The sequence below is a fragment of the Starkeya nomas genome (assembly GCF_902703545.1).
GTDB classification, from domain to species: Bacteria; Pseudomonadota; Alphaproteobacteria; order Rhizobiales; family Xanthobacteraceae; genus Ancylobacter; species Ancylobacter moscoviensis.
This window is the reverse complement of record NZ_CACSAS010000001.1, coordinates 3,698,012-3,712,301: the sequence shown is the minus strand read 5'-3', so window position 1 is coordinate 3,712,301 and position 14,290 is coordinate 3,698,012. Positions and strand designations below refer to the sequence as shown.

Annotated in this window: 14 protein-coding genes; 10 read left to right on the top strand and 4 right to left on the bottom strand. The window is 66.9% G+C overall.

Annotated features, from left to right (window positions below):
- Positions 1 to 257, top strand: a 257-nt coding sequence (locus STARVERO_RS23435) for a hypothetical protein (RefSeq protein WP_210253540.1), incomplete at its 5' end; no start/stop codon positions are given.
- A gap of 42 nt (positions 258 to 299) precedes the next feature.
- Here the strand turns inward: STARVERO_RS23435 and STARVERO_RS17645 are convergent.
- Positions 300 to 749: a TetR/AcrR family transcriptional regulator gene (locus tag STARVERO_RS17645; RefSeq protein WP_159600408.1), complete on the bottom strand. Its 450-nt coding sequence runs from the start codon at positions 747 to 749 to the stop codon at positions 300 to 302.
- A 544-nt stretch (positions 750 to 1,293) separates the two neighbouring features.
- On the opposite strand from STARVERO_RS17645, the gene STARVERO_RS17640 reads away from it, so the two are divergent.
- Together STARVERO_RS17640 and STARVERO_RS17635 are read left to right on the top strand one after the other, a co-directional pair.
- On the top strand, positions 1,294 to 3,177 hold the full coding sequence (locus tag STARVERO_RS17640; RefSeq protein ID WP_186291819.1) for a potassium transporter Kup: 1,884 nt from the start codon (positions 1,294 to 1,296) through the stop codon (positions 3,175 to 3,177).
- 208 nt (positions 3,178 to 3,385) lie between these two features.
- A complete protein-coding gene (locus STARVERO_RS17635; protein WP_159600406.1) occupies positions 3,386 to 4,474 on the top strand; it encodes a putative bifunctional lysylphosphatidylglycerol flippase/synthetase in 1,089 nt (362 codons plus the stop codon).
- 6 nt (positions 4,475 to 4,480) lie between these two features.
- Here the strand turns inward: STARVERO_RS17635 and STARVERO_RS17630 are convergent, their stop codons facing one another.
- Both STARVERO_RS17630 and ppk2 read right to left on the bottom strand, forming a co-directional pair.
- Positions 4,481 to 5,086, bottom strand: coding sequence for a hypothetical protein (locus tag STARVERO_RS17630; RefSeq protein WP_159600404.1), 606 nt, complete (start codon positions 5,084 to 5,086; stop codon positions 4,481 to 4,483).
- A 60-nt stretch (positions 5,087 to 5,146) separates the two neighbouring features.
- Positions 5,147 to 6,211, bottom strand: a complete 1,065-nt coding sequence (ppk2, locus tag STARVERO_RS17625) for a polyphosphate kinase 2 (protein ID WP_200837853.1) — start codon at positions 6,209 to 6,211, stop codon at positions 5,147 to 5,149.
- Positions 6,212 to 6,370: 159 nt separating this feature from the next.
- On the opposite strand from ppk2, the gene STARVERO_RS17620 reads away from it, so the two are divergent.
- The 7 genes from STARVERO_RS17620 to phoB all read left to right on the top strand — a co-directional run bounded on the left by STARVERO_RS17620 (position 6,371) and on the right by phoB (position 13,179).
- Positions 6,371 to 7,681, top strand: coding sequence for an ATP-binding protein (locus STARVERO_RS17620; RefSeq protein ID WP_159600402.1), 1,311 nt, complete (start codon positions 6,371 to 6,373; stop codon positions 7,679 to 7,681).
- Between the two features lie 152 nt (positions 7,682 to 7,833).
- A complete protein-coding gene (gene pstS, locus STARVERO_RS17615) occupies positions 7,834 to 8,874 on the top strand; it encodes a phosphate ABC transporter substrate-binding protein PstS (RefSeq protein WP_159600400.1) in 1,041 nt (346 codons plus the stop codon).
- Between the two features lie 168 nt (positions 8,875 to 9,042).
- A complete protein-coding gene (gene pstC / locus STARVERO_RS17610) occupies positions 9,043 to 10,020 on the top strand; it encodes a phosphate ABC transporter permease subunit PstC (protein ID WP_144341561.1) in 978 nt (325 codons plus the stop codon).
- Positions 10,021 to 10,037: 17 nt separating this feature from the next.
- Positions 10,038 to 10,871 (top strand): phosphate ABC transporter permease PstA, encoded by an 834-nt coding sequence (gene pstA, locus STARVERO_RS17605; protein ID WP_144341562.1) that lies wholly within the window; start codon positions 10,038 to 10,040, stop codon positions 10,869 to 10,871.
- An 8-nt stretch (positions 10,872 to 10,879) separates the two neighbouring features.
- Positions 10,880 to 11,701, top strand: coding sequence for a phosphate ABC transporter ATP-binding protein PstB (pstB, locus tag STARVERO_RS17600; protein ID WP_144341563.1), 822 nt, complete (start codon positions 10,880 to 10,882; stop codon positions 11,699 to 11,701).
- Between the two features lie 25 nt (positions 11,702 to 11,726).
- A complete protein-coding gene (gene phoU, locus STARVERO_RS17595) occupies positions 11,727 to 12,440 on the top strand; it encodes a phosphate signaling complex protein PhoU (RefSeq protein ID WP_144341564.1) in 714 nt (237 codons plus the stop codon).
- 37 nt (positions 12,441 to 12,477) lie between these two features.
- Entirely contained in the window at positions 12,478 to 13,179 is a 702-nt protein-coding gene (gene phoB, locus STARVERO_RS17590) for a phosphate regulon transcriptional regulator PhoB (protein ID WP_144341565.1), read from the top strand.
- A 20-nt stretch (positions 13,180 to 13,199) separates the two neighbouring features.
- Here the strand turns inward: phoB and STARVERO_RS17585 are convergent, their stop codons facing one another.
- Positions 13,200 to 14,264, bottom strand: coding sequence for a bifunctional transcriptional activator/DNA repair enzyme AdaA (locus tag STARVERO_RS17585; protein WP_159600398.1), 1,065 nt, complete (start codon positions 14,262 to 14,264; stop codon positions 13,200 to 13,202).
- Between the last annotated feature and the right edge of the window lie 26 nt (positions 14,265 to 14,290).

Sequence of the window (14,290 nt, the reverse complement as noted above, 5' to 3'; positions counted from 1 at the left end):
TCGAAGGCCGCACCAAGGATCGCCATGTGTTGTGCGTCGAGACCAGCGATGCGGGCCTCGTCGGGCTCCTTGGGCCGTGTTCATGGGGTGGCGGTCGGAAGATGACCAAAGACCTCGTCCGGGCCGGGGTGCACCCTCTGGACATCATCATCGGCAGCGAGGCAGACGGCCGGTGGACCTTCAGAACGGCGGTCGACTGGATGTTCTGGACCGCCGAAGATCAAGACGCTCTTGAGGACCCTCAAACGGCCTCTTAACGAGCTCCACACGGGCCCGCCGGCGGGGGGCGTTCAAACCGCCTAATAGACCGCTTCAAGCGCTGACATTTGATCCTTCGCGAAATGACATTCGATTTTGCGCGCTACACCGGGTTCGAGCATCGCCCGGATGTAGGAATGTCCCGTCGCGGTGAGCGCCTCGCGCACGTCGGCATCCGGATCGAGGTCGAAGCAGGCTTCCGCCGTCCTCTTGCACTCCTCGGTCACCAGCGCGGCGAACAGCTCCTCCTTCGAGGCGAAATAGACGTAGAGCGTGCCCTTGGAGACGCCAGCCACGCGGGCGATCTCGCCCATGCTGGCGCCGTCGAAGCCGCTGGAGAGAAAGACCTCGCGGGCGCCCCGCAGAATCTGCCACCGCTTTTCCTTGACGTGGCCGGAAGACGCCAGGGGGAGCGGTTCCGGCCGCGCGCACCAATGGCCCGGAGCGCGCGGCGCCGGCTGCTGGCGAGCAACGTTCGGAAACGAAGACATGCTGGGATCCCAAGTCCGTGTGGAAACTAATGATTTCAGATTGTGTCTGCAGTCTGGATCATGCGGTCCGCTCTGGCAATGGCACCCTCTGCCGGAGCTGTCGGAAAATTTTGACCGAACCGTTCGGTTTTTATTGATTGGTTCCATGGAAATCGATATTCATCCAACTCCACCGACCGCCCGAGTTCGAAGGAACCCGCAAGCCTTTGAACAGCCATCGGCAGTTGGTAGAGGGAGGAGGGTTAATCCGCCCCCCAATCCTCCTCCCTCGTCTTTCCTTTCCGATTGCACGTCGAATTCGGTGCATCCGGGCCGGTCGCGGCCGGCGGCCGGGAGTCTGCGCTTGGCGTTCCCGCCTCGCCAGAGTATTGCTGCGGTGCCGGAGCCTCCGGCGGTCCCAGCGCGAACCCGGCCATGCCACCTTCCATCGCGTCACTTCTGTCCGTGACTTGTCGCCCCGCGGCGCCTCTCGCCTTTGACCGGAACCCGGATGGTTCCATCTGCCGGGCTGTCGCCGTCCTTCGCGGGTGCGGCGGGACGCATCATGGCTGAGCATCGCGTCGCCGGCCGCCGCGCCGTGCCCTTTGCCGCCGAGATCGCCGCGCTCGGCGTCGTCTTCGGCGATATCGGCACCAGCCCTCTCTACGCCTTCAAGCAGGGCCTGCTCGCCGTCGGCGGGCTCGGCGTGACCGACACGGACGTGCTGGGGCTGCTCTCGCTCATCACCTGGGCGATCATTCTCTCCGTTACCCTCAAATACGTCATGCTGGTGCTGCGGGCCGACAATGATGGCGAAGGCGGTATTCTCGCGCTCGTCACTCTGCTCGATCTGCACCGCTCGGCCACGCGCCGCCGCCTCTTCCTGCTGGTGGCGGGCCTCGTCGGCGCGGCCATGCTGATCGGCGACGGCGTGCTCACCCCGGCGATCTCCGTGCTGTCCGCGATCGAGGGCCTGGAGGTGATCGCGCCGGCGCTCGACCACTGGATCGTGGCGGTCACGGTGCTGGTCATCCTGGTCGTCTTCATTTCCCAGCGCGCCGGCACGGATCGCATCGGGGCGCTCTACGGGCCGGTGATGCTGGTCTGGTTCATCTCGCTCGGCGCGCTCGGCGTGCACGGCATCGTGCAGGCACCGGAGGTGCTGGCGGCGCTCGATCCACGCCACGGCCTGTTCCTGCTGGTCGATCATCCGCTGCTGGCCGGCGCCATACTGGGCGCGGCCTTCCTTGCCATCACCGGCGGCGAGGCCCTCTATGCCGACCTCGGGCATTTCGGCCGCCCGGTCATCACCCGCGCCTGGCTCTTCGTGGCCATGCCGGCGCTGCTGCTGAACTATTACGGCCAGGGCGCGAATGTGCTGGTCCACCGGGAATCGGTGCGCAATCCGTTCTACGACCTGTCGCCGGACGCCTTCGAGGTGCCGCTGCTGATCCTCGCCACCTGCGCCACGGTCATCGCCTCGCAGGCCATCATCACAGGCGTGTTCTCGCTGGCCAAGCAGGCCATCGAGCTCGGCTACCTGCCGCCGATGCGCATCCGCTACACCAGCGAGCGCAACGAGCAGCATATCTATGTCGGCCGGTTGAACTGGATCATGATGGTCGCCTGCGCGGCGATCGTGGTTTCCTTCGGCTCCTCCGACCGCCTTGCCTCGGCCTACGGTATCGCCGTGGCGATGGCGATGGTGGCGACCACCATCCTGTTCGTCGCCTATGTGCGGCGCAGCTGGAACTGGCCGTTGCCGGCGCTGATCGGGCTTGCCGGCGGCCTCGCGGTCATCGACCTCTCCTTCGCCACCGCCAATCTCACCAAGCTGCATGACGGCGGCTGGCTGCCGGTGGCCATCGCCAGCATGGTGCTGGTGGTGATGGTGTCGTGGCGGCGCGGGCTCGAGGGGCTGGGCATCCAGCAGCGCCGCTTCACCGAGCCGCTGGAGGATTTCGTCGCCCGAGGCCGCCCGCCGAACTGCGCCATCAGCCCGCGCACCGCGATCTTCCTGTCGCGCGGCGGTGCCGTCACGCCGGTGGCCCTGGGCCGCCTGTCCGAACTCCTGAACATCCAGTTCGACAAGGCCGTGATCGTCTCGGTGTGGATCGCCTCGCGTCCGCGCGTGGCGGTGGACGAGCGGGTGCGCGTGCTGCCGCTCGATGCCACCCATATCCGCGTCGACGTGCGCTTCGGCTACATGCAGCAGATCGACGTGCCCGCGGTGCTCGGGCCGGCGCTCTACGCCCAGGGTGTCGATCCCGACGAGGCGGTCTACGTGATCGGCCATGAGCGCGTGATGCCACCCGACGACATACGCGGCGTGCGCGACGTGCTCGCCCATGTCTTCGCCTTCCTCGCGCGCAACGCCGAACGCTCGGTCGACCGCTTCGGCCTGCCGCGTCCACGCACCATCGAGATCGGCTATCCGGTAAGGCTGTAGACACCAGGCTCATCACGCCCGCGCGAGCGGGCTGGAACGGCCTTGCCCTCGCCTCTATCTGGCGGAACAAGCCGGGCGTCGCCGTCCGCATGCCGGTGCCGCACGAGCGAGGTGCGGCAATGCGCCGATCATGGCCGGAATGTGTTCCGAAAGCCGTTCGGGTCTGCTAGGGCTGCACGGACGGGTGCGACAGGAGGACGGGTGTGCGATGAGTGGACTGAAGCTGCTTCCCGGCTGGCTGCGCGAGCGCATCGGCTGGCACACGCTCGGTCTCATCGCCAGCCTCGTCATCATCGGCGTCGCGGTCACCGTCCTCTACGAGATGCTGCGCAACATCCGGCCCGCCGAGGTTCTGGATGCGCTGACCGATACGGACCCGTGGCGCATCGCGCTTGCCGCGCTGTTCGTCGCCGGGGCCTATTTCACTCTCACTTTCTATGACTGGTTCGCGCTGCGAACCATCGGCAAGCCGCATGTGCCCTATCGGGTGGCGGCGCTGGCCTCGTTCACTTCCTATTCGATCGGCCACAATATCGGCTTCTCCGCCTTCACTGGCGGCACGGTGCGCTACCGCATCTATTCGGCGCACGGCCTGGGCGCGGTTGATGTCGCCAAGCTCTGCTTCATCACCGGGCTCACCTTCTGGCTCGGCAACATCGCCATTCTGGGCCTCGGCATCTCGGTCGAGCCTTGGGCGGCGAGCGCGGTCGACCAGCTGCCGCCCTGGGTGAACCGGCTGATCGGCCTCGCGCTGCTGGCCAGTCTCGCGGCCTATGTCGTGTGGGTGGGCATCAAGCCGCGCCGGATCGGGGTCGGTGAGGGGCACTGGACCGTCACGCTGCCGGGCTCGAAGCTGACGCTGCTGCAGATCGTCATCGGCATCATCGACCTGTCCTTCTGCGCGGCGGCGATGTACGTGCTGATGCCGCAGGCGCCGTTCATCGACCCGATCGCGCTCGGCGTGGTGTTCATCTCCGCGACGCTGCTCGGCTTCGCCAGCCACGCGCCGGGCGGGCTCGGCGTGTTCGATGCCGCCATGCTCGTGGCGTTGCCGCAGTTCGAGACCGAACCGCTGCTGGGTGCCCTGCTGCTCCTGCGTCTGCTCTATTACGTGACGCCCTTTGCGCTGGCGCTGATCATCATGGGCGCGCGGGAACTCCTGCTCAGCCGCCGCCGCCTTGCCGCCCGGAAGGGCATCTCTCCCGAGCCGCTCGCGGCCCTTCCGGTGATCGAGCCGGAGCCGGCGGAGGCCGACGTGCCTGCTGAGGATACCGAGCGCCGCCGCGCTGCCGGCTAACGGAGGCTAGCGTCCGAGGCTGGGCAGCAGGCTCTTCATCCCGGGCGGCAGCTTTGTGGTGCGCACGCCCTTGGGCAGCTCGAAACGACCGGGATCCTGCGGCACGCGCTCCAGTTCGGTGACTTCGAAGAGCACGACCTTCTTGCCCTCCATGGTCGTCTCGTTCCGCAACACAATGCCGTCGGCGGTGATGCAGCTGTCCACCGGAGCCTTCAGCGCCTTGCTTTCGATACGCCAGAGATCGCACGTCTCGCCGGCGACCTGGTCGGTGCCGGTCCGCGTGCCGTTGCGGGCCTCGCTGGAGAAGGGGTGGCCGGATGGCAGCGCCATCTCGATGGCAACGCCCTCCATGCCGGGCAGGTTGACCATCACCAGCATGCTGCTGGTGTCGAGATTGACCAGGCTGGTCATGAGGCCGGGTACGTTGGCGTTGGAAATGTCGAGGCGCAGGCGCCGGCCGTGGTGGGCCACCTGCATTTCCACGCCCTGCGGCGCCTTCGCCTTCGCCCGGTAGTCCGTAGCCGGCAGCGGCAGAGGCTCCGCACCGGCAGCGCCGATATCAATCGACATCCCGACGCCGAGCATCCACGCGGCCACGTTCAAGCTGCGCATTCTTCTTGCCCACCTTATCAGGCCGGAACCGCGATCCGCATCGCGCCCAGGCCTCCGCGTTCAGGCGGCCGGTCGTTCGAGGAACTCACGCCCGTCGAGCACGATGGCCGGATCGGGAACGCCGACCAGCCTGTCGTCTCTGCCCTCATACGGAATTTGGGCGAGTATTTGACGTATGACACCGAGTCGCGCCCTCATTTTGTCGTTGGCGCGGACGACGGACCAGGGGACGGGCGCGTGCGTGGCGCCGATCATCGCGTCGCGCGCGGCCGAAATGGCATCCCAGCGGGCCGGCGCGGCCAGGTCGACCGGTGACAGCTTCCAGCGCTTGAGCGGGTCGATGTGGCGCTCGTACAGGCGCTTGAGCTGCATTTCGCGGCCGATGTCGAGCCAGATCTTGAACAGCCGGATGCCGTCGTCGATCAGCATCTTCTCGAAGGTGGGCACCTGCTCCAGGAAATGCGCGGTTTCCTGTGGCGTGCAGAAGCCCATCACCGGCTCGATGACGGCCCGGTTGTACCAGGACCGGTCGAAGATCGCGATCTCGCCACGCGGCGGCAGGTGCGCCACATAACGTTGGAAGTACCACTGCCCGGCTTCGACGCTGCTCGGCTTGTCGAGCGCCACGATGCGTACGAAACGCGGATTGAGATGCTGGGTGAAGCGGAGGATCGTGCCGCCCTTGCCGGCGGCATCGCGCCCTTCGAACACGATTGCCACCCGCTCGTGGGTCGATTTCACCCATTCCTGCAGCTTGAGCAGCTCGATCTGCAGTCCGTGCAGTTCCTTCTCGTAGACCTTGCGCTTGGGCCGGTCGCTATAGGGATAGCCACCGCTGCGATAGGCGCGGGCGGCAATGAGAGGGGAAAGCTCCGGAGCATCCACGGCGAAGGAGGCGATGGCCTTCGCCAGCTGTTCCTCGGTGCGGCCGGCCTTTGCCGAGATGGGTTTGCCGGGCGCAGGCTTGACGGCGGCCTGCCCGGCTCTGTCCACCTTTGCGGAACGGGATTTCTTTTCCGATTTCGCGCCGGACGTGGTGTCCGGTTTGGCGGCTGATTTCGCGACGGCCTTCGCGACCGCCTTCGCTTGGGATTTCGTTGCCGCCTTGGCCGGCTTCTTCGTCATATGGAAGCCTCTCAACTGTAACATAAGGAAAGACGTGCCGCCTTTCCTCGATTCGCGTGCCCAAGCCCGGAACCCATTTCCGGGCCTTTTGCATGCGGCGCGGAGGCAGCATATCCAATGAAACGCTTCGCGGGAAACGTTCGGCAGGAAACGTTGGCCATGGCCCTGGGTGATGCAAGCCGTCTGGCGGAGGATACGTTGCGCGAGCGCCTCGTCGGCGCGCGCTGGATTCTCGGCGCCGCCGCGTTGGGCCTTGGGGGCGCGGCGTGGGCCGACGCGATCGAGCCGGGCACGGCCTTCGTGATCGGCGCGCTCATTGCCGGCGCCGCGGTACTTCCGGCGCGCAGGCGTCCCGTCGCCGCCGCCCTTGCGCGCTTTGCCGGCGAGCCGAAGGCGCCCCCGCGCGCCGACGAGCGGCTGCCCGCGCTCGTGCGCGCCTTGCCGGAGGCTGCCCTGCTGCTCGACGCGCGCGGTACGGTCGTTGCCGCCAATGCCGCTGCGGTCGGGCTGCTGGCCAGCGTGCGGGTGGGCGATCCGGTCTCCTTCGCCGTGCGCGTGCCGGAGGTGTTGGAGGCGATCCGCGCGGCTACCGCCGACGGCGTCGCCCGCCGGATCGAGTTCGCCGAACGCGTGCCGATCGACCGCCTGCTGCGCGCCGACATCGTGCCGATCCGGCCGGGGCTGCTGCGCGACGGCGCCCCTACCGAGGCGGTGCTGCTCGGCTTCATCGACCTGACGCCGCAGCGGCGCGTCGAGCAGATGCGGGTGGACTTCATCGCCAATGCCAGCCACGAACTGCGCACTCCGCTTGCCTCGCTCTCCGGCTTCATCGAGACCTTGCAGGGCCCGGCGCGCAACGATGCCAATGCCCGCGAGCGCTTCCTGAAGATCATGGGAGAGCAGGCGCGGCGCATGTCGCGCCTGATCGACGACCTGCTCTCATTGTCGCGGATCGAGCTCAACGCCCATTTGCGGCCGGAGACGGAGGTCGATCTCGTCTCCGTCATCAGTCATGTGCGCGACGCGCTCGGCCCCATTGGGCGTGAACGCGATGTCGAGGTCGCCTTCGATCATCCGCCGGCCCCGGTCAATGTGCGCGGCGACCGGGACGAGTTGATCCGCGTCTTCGAGAATCTGGTGGAGAATGCGCTGAAATATGGCGGCGCGGGCGGACGGGTGGAGGTCGGCATCGTGCGCGAGGGGCCGGATGTCGTCGTCTCCGTGCGGGACTACGGCCCGGGCATTGCCCCCGAGCATGTGCCGCGTCTGACGGAACGCTTCTATCGCGTCGACACCGCCCATTCGCGCGAGCAGGGTGGCACGGGTCTCGGTCTTGCCATCGTCAAGCACATCGTGGCCCGCCATCGTGGTAAGCTCGGCATCGAGAGTGTGCCGGGCGAAGGTTCGACATTCTCGGTAAGACTTTCCGCCGCCTCGGCGGCAGGTCAAAAACAGATGACAGATCAATAGCTTGATCTGTCATCAAGGCGTCATTGCCGGGTCATAGAACCTTGGTGCCCGGGCGTTAAGAGTCCCGTGTGAACCCTTCGCCCGCCGGCCAATCGCGCATCCGGGTGCGTCTTCCGCGATGCAGCCGGTCTCCCGACCTAAGGAGAAGACCCTTGAAATTCACCCGTATTCTCGGCGCTGCGGCGCTGTCGTTCGGCGCCGTCTTTTCGGGCGCCGCCTTCGCCGCCGACATCAATGGCGCTGGCGCCTCCTTCCCGGCCCCGGTCTATCAGGCCTGGGCTGCCGCTTATAAGGAGAAGACCGGTACCGGCCTGAACTATCAGTCCATCGGTTCCGGTGGCGGTCAGAACCAGATCGTCAACCGCACGGTCGATTTCGGCGCCTCCGACGCGCCGATGAAGGACGACAAGCTCGAGGCCGCCACGCTGCTGCAGTTCCCGACCGTGATCGGTTCGGTGGTCGCCATCGTCAACCTCGACGGCATCGAAGGTCTGGTGCTCAACGGCGCGGTGCTCGCCGACATCTACCAGGGCAAGATCACCAAGTGGAACGACGCGAAGATCGAGGCGCTGAACAAGGGCAAGAAGCTGCCCGACCTCGCCATCGTCCCGGTCTACCGTTCGGACAGCTCCGGCACCTCCTTCGTGTTCACCTCCTACCTCGCCGCCACGAGCGAGGACTGGAAGTCCAATGTCGGCGCCGCCACCTCGGTGCAGTGGCCGACCGGCGCGGGCGCCAAGGGCAATGAAGGCATTGCCGGCACCGTGAAGAACACCAAGGGCGCCATCGGCTACGTCGAATTCATCTACGCCGCGGCCAACAAGCTCGCCACCACCGACCTCGTGAACAAGGCCGGCAAGGTCGTGAAGCCCGAGACCAAGGCTTTCGTCGAGGCCGCCGCCGCCGCCGACTGGAAGGGCGCGAAGAACTTCGCCGCCTCGATGATCAACACCCCCGGTGAAGGCGCCTGGCCGATCACCTCCGCGACCTACATCCTGCTGCCGAAGAACCCGACCAATGCCGCTCAGTCGGCCGAGGCCATCAAGTTCTTCGACTGGGCCTTCGGCGCGGAAGGCGACGCCATCGCCGAGAAGCTGCACTACATCGCGCTGCCGGACTCGGTCGTCGAGGAAGTCCGCAAGGCCTGGGCGAGCGAAGTGAAGGCCGACGGCAAGGCCGTCTGGACCAACTGATCGCCGACGGAAAAAGGGAGGGGCGGCTGCCGACACGGCCGCCCCTTCTCGTCCGAACGTCCGACGAGTAGTCTGGCGCCCGCGCCAGCGACGCCCGCGATCCCATATGTGCCCTGCCGCCCCGGCGGCCGCTTGCGCGGCCCGGGAGCTGCCTGAAGGACCCTTTAGATGGACGCCACTCTCAGCGGAACGCAGGCGGCACGGAGCCTCGCAACCGCTCACAAGCCGACCGGCCGCGTCAGCGATCCCATTTTCGTCGGGCTCCTGTGGGGCTGCGGCATCTTCGTGCTGCTGCTGCTCGGCCTGATCATCGCCATGCTCTTCGAGGGCGGCCTGCCGGCCCTGCGCGAGTTTGGCATCAGCTTCCTCTGGTCCACCGCCTGGAACCCGGTCACCGAGCGCTTTGGCGCCGGCGTCATGGTGTTCGGCACCCTGTTCAGCGCCATCATCGCCGTGATCGTGGCGCTGCCGCTGTCCTTCGGCATCGCCTTCTTCCTGACCGAGATCGCGCCCGGCCCCTTCCGCCGCCCGGTCGGCGTCGCGATCCAGCTCCTCGCCGCCGTTCCCTCCATCATCTACGGCATGTGGGGCTTCTTCATCGTCGTGCCGCTGATCGCCACCTATGTGCAGCCGCCGCTGATCGAATGGCTTGGGCCGATCCCGCTGATCGGCGCGCTGTTCCAGGGCCCGCCGCTGGGCGCCGGCATGCTCACCGCCGGCCTGATCCTCGCGCTGATGATCCTGCCCTTCATCACCGCGATGTTCGTCGAGGTGCTGGAATCGGTGCCGCCCATGCTGAAGGAATCCGCTTACGGCGTCGGCGCGACCACCTATGAGGTCTACCGCAACGTCTCGGTTCCCTACGGGCGTACCGCCATGGTCGGCGCCATCATGCTGGGCCTCGGCCGCGCGCTGGGCGAGACCATGGCCGTGACCTTCGTCATCGGCAACGCCACGCGCATGTCGGCCTCGCTCTTCGCGCCGGGCGCCACCATCGCCTCGACCATCGCCAACGAGTTCCCCGAGGCCTCGATCGGCTCGTTGAAGCTCCAGGCGCTGCTGCAGCTCGGCTTCATCCTGTTCGTGATTTCCTTCATCGTGCTGGCGCTGTCGCGTCTGCTCGTCCGGTCCCGGCTCAAGGGCTGAGCGGAGGTTTTTGAAAAATGGCATCGCTCGCCCGTCGCCGCGCCACCGACTACGCCGTCAAGGCCATCTCCACCGGCTTTGCCGCGCTCTCGCTGGTGTTTCTCGCCTGGATCCTCTGGACGCTGCTCTCGCGCGGCCTTCCCGCGCTCGGCCCGCACGTCTTCACCAAGATCACCGCGCCGCCCGGCGCGGGGGGCGGTCTTCTCAACGCCATCGTCGGCTCGCTGATCCAGATCGGCGTGGCGCTCGTCATCGGCACGCCCATCGGCCTGATGTGCGGCACCTTCCTCTCCGAGAACGGACGCGGCACGCATGTCGGCAATGCGGTGCGCTTCGTCAATGACGTGCTGCTTTCCGCGCCGTCCATCCTCATCGGCCTGTTCGTCTACCAGCTCCTCGTCGTCCCCTTCGGCGGCTTCTCGGGCTGGGCGGGTTCGATCGCGCTGGCCATCCTCGTCATCCCGGTGGTGGTGCGCACCACCGAGGACATGCTGAACCTCGTTCCGATCGGCCTGCGCGAGGCGGCCTTCGCGCTCGGCGCGCCGCAGTGGAAGGTCGTCACCTTCGTGACCTGGCGCGCGGCCCGCGCCGGCATCGTCACCGGCATCCTGCTGGCGCTCGCCCGCGCCGCCGGCGAGACGGCGCCGCTGCTCTTCACCTCGCTCGGCAACAATGGCTGGTCGATCAGCCTCAACGCGCCGATGGCGAGCCTGCCGATCGCCATCTACCAGTACGCCGCCAGCCCGTTCGAGGACTGGGTCGCTCTTGCCTGGGCGGGCGCCCTCATCATCACCGTCGGGGTTCTGACCCTGAACATCCTTTCCCGCCTCGTCCTGGCGAAGATGAAGTGAGACGGACCATGAACTTCGCACCTGAAACGTCGATCGACATCGCCTCCGCCGTGAACCGCGCCACCGCGCCGTCGGCGGAGCCCAAGCTCAAGGTCGAGAAGCTGAATTTCTACTACGGCGACAACCACGCGCTGAAGAACATCAACTTCGACATTCCCGAGAAGCGCGTCACCGCGATGATCGGTCCCTCGGGCTGCGGCAAATCCACACTGCTGCGCATCTTCAACCGCATGTACCAGCTCTATCCGGGGCAGCGCGCGGAAGGAAAGATCCTGCTCGACGGCGCCGATCTGCTCGGCAAGCAGCTGGATTCCACCGTGGTGCGCTCGCGCATCGGCATGGTGTTCCAGAAGCCGACGCCGTTCCCGATGTCGATCTACGACAACATCGCCTTCGGCGTGAAGCTGCACGAGAGCCTCGGCAAGGCGGCGATGGACGAGCGCGTCGAATGGTGCCTGCGCAAGGCGGCGATCTGGGAGGAGACCAAGGACCGTCTCCACACCTCGGCGCTCGGCATGTCCGGTGGCCAGCAGCAGCGCCTGTGCATCGCCCGCACCATCGCAGTGCGCCCGGAAGTGATCCTGCTCGACGAGCCGACCTCGGCGCTCGACCCGATCTCGACCTCGAAGATCGAGGACCTGATCGACGAGCTGAAGCAGGAATTCACCATCGTCATCGTGACGCACAACATGCAGCAGGCGGCGCGCTGCGCCGACATCACCTCGTTCTTCTATCTCGGCGAGCTGATCGAGGTCGGCCCGTCCAACGAGATCTTCACCAATCCGCGCGAGGCCCGGACCCGCGACTACATCACCGGCCGCTTCGGCTGAGCCGGCGACGAGAGAGGCTGATCCCATGACCGAACATATCGTCTCGTCGTTCGACACCGACCTCAAGGAAATCGGCCGCAGCGTGGTCGAGATGGGCGGACAGGCCGAGCGCCTGGTCGCCGATTCCGTGGAAGCGCTGGTCAAGCGTGACACCGAACTCGCCCAGAAGGTGATCGTGCTCGATGGCCCGGTCGACCTGTTGCAGCGGGAGATCGAGGAGAAGGCGGTTCTCACCATCGCCCGTCGCCAGCCGCTGGCCAGCGACCTGCGCGAGATCGTCGCCGCCATGCGCATCGCCAACGATCTGGAGCGGATCGGCGATCTCGCCAAGAACACCGCCAAGCGCGTCCTGGCGCTCACCGGCGAGTTCCATCCGCAGAAGCTGGTGCGCGGCGTCGAGCACATGTCCAACATTGTGCTCGAGCAGCTCAAGGTGGTGCTGGATTCCTATGCCAGCCGCGACGACGCGAAGGCGCTGGAAGTCTGGCAGCGCGACGGCGAGGTCGACATCCTCTACACCTCGCTGTTCCGCGAACTTCTCACCTACATGATGGAAGACCCGCGCAACATCTCGCTGTGCACGCACCTGCTGTTCTGCGCCAAGAACATCGAGCGGATCGGCGACCACGCGACCAACATCGCCGAGACCGTGCACTACCTCGCCACCGGTCAGCTCCTTACCGAGGAACGCCCGAAGCAGGACACCAGCAGCCTGACCAGCGTGGCGTTCCCGGCCTGAGGCCATCGGCGCCCTGCGAACGATCGGGAACGCGACCATGCCGACCAATATTCTGATCGTGGAGGATGAGGAGCCCCTCACCCTCCTCCTGCGCTACAACCTCGAATCCGAGGGCTACTCGGTGGAGAGCGTCGGCCGTGGCGACGAGGCGGAGACCCGGCTGCGCGAGAGTGTGCCGGATCTCCTGATCCTCGACTGGATGCTGCCGGGCCTCTCCGGCATCGAACTGTGCCGGCGCCTGCGCGCGCGCTCGGAGACCGAGCGCATGCCCATCCTCATGCTCACCGCCCGCGGCGAGGAGACCGAGCGCGTGCGCGGCCTCGCCACCGGCGCGGACGATTATGTGGTGAAGCCCTTCTCGGTGCCCGAGCTGGTGGCGCGCGTGCGCGCCCTGCTGCGGCGGGCCAAGCCCGAGCACATCTCGACGTTGCTGCGCGCCGGCGACATCGAGCTCGACCGCGAGACGAAACGTGTCCACAGGGCAGGACGCGAGCTGCATCTCGGTCCGACCGAGTTCCGTCTGCTGGAATTCCTCATGCAGTCGCCGGGACGGGTCTACTCGCGCGAGCAATTGCTCGACGGCGTCTGGGGGCAGGACGTCTATATCGACGAGCGCACGGTGGACGTGCATGTCGGGCGCCTGCGCAAGGCGCTGAACCGCCCGCGCCAGCCCGATCCGATCCGCACCGTGCGCGGCTCCGGCTATTCCTTCAACGAGATGTTCGCCCGCGCGCATTGAGGTGCGGGCCGCGCCCCTTCTCAGGCGGCGGATGTGCGCCGGAACTGCTGTTCGATCTCCAGCAGCCGCTGCTTGCGCCACAGCCCGCCGCCATAGCCGGTCAGCGAGCCGTCGGCCCCGATCACGCGGTGGCAGGGTATGATGAGCGCCAGCTGGTTTGCGCCATTGGCCCGCGCGACGGCGCGGATGGCCGCGGGCTGCCCGATCCGGCGCGCGATCTCGGAGTAGCTCACCGTCACGCCGGGAGGGATCCGTCGCAGCTCGGCCCAGACCGCCCTGGTGAAGGCGCTTCCGTCGAGCGCGAGAGCGGTACGGAACTCGGCGGAGGTTCCGGCGAAGAAGGCATCCAGCTCGGCGCGGATCTGCTCCGTCGGCGCATAGGTTCCTATGCCGAGGTCGCCCTTGGCGCGCTGGCGCAGCCGGCCAATCTCGGTGGAGAGTGCCTTGCGCTCGACGAACTCCAGAAGATGCAGATGCGAGGCGCTGGAGATCGCGATCATGTCGCCGAGCGGCGTGCGGATCCAGTCGGTCAGCAGCGTTCCGTGGCCGGAAATCTCGGCCGGCGCGCACTCCACCAGCCGGGCGAAGGCGGCGCGGAAGGCGCTGGGGGATTCAAAGCCGGCCTGCTGCTGGGCCTCGATCACCCTGCCGCCCTCTGCCAGGGTCTCGAATCCCTCGCGCAGGCGCCGGTGTCGCGCCATTTCAAGGAAGGTCATGCCGAACTGCCGTTTGAAGGCACGGCGGACCGTCGACAGATCGAAGCCCATCCGCTCCAGATGCTCCTCGCTCCAGCGTCGCTCCGGCCGCGCGTCGAGGGCATCGAGCAGGGTGCCGATCATCGGATCGGCGGAGGCGGCGGGCTGCAGCGGATGGCAGCGCTTGCAGGGGCGGAAGCCGGCCTCGATGCACTCGCCGATCGTCGAGACGAAGGTGCAGTTCTCGGGGCGCGGCTTGCGCGCCGGACAGGTCATCCGGCAGAAAATGCCGGTGGTGGCCACGCACACATAGGCCCGCCCGTCATACCCTTCGTCACGGTCGAGAAGGGCGCGGTAGAGCGTGGCAGGATCGGGCAGGTCGAACAGCATGGCCCAGACCTAGCACGGCCATCAGA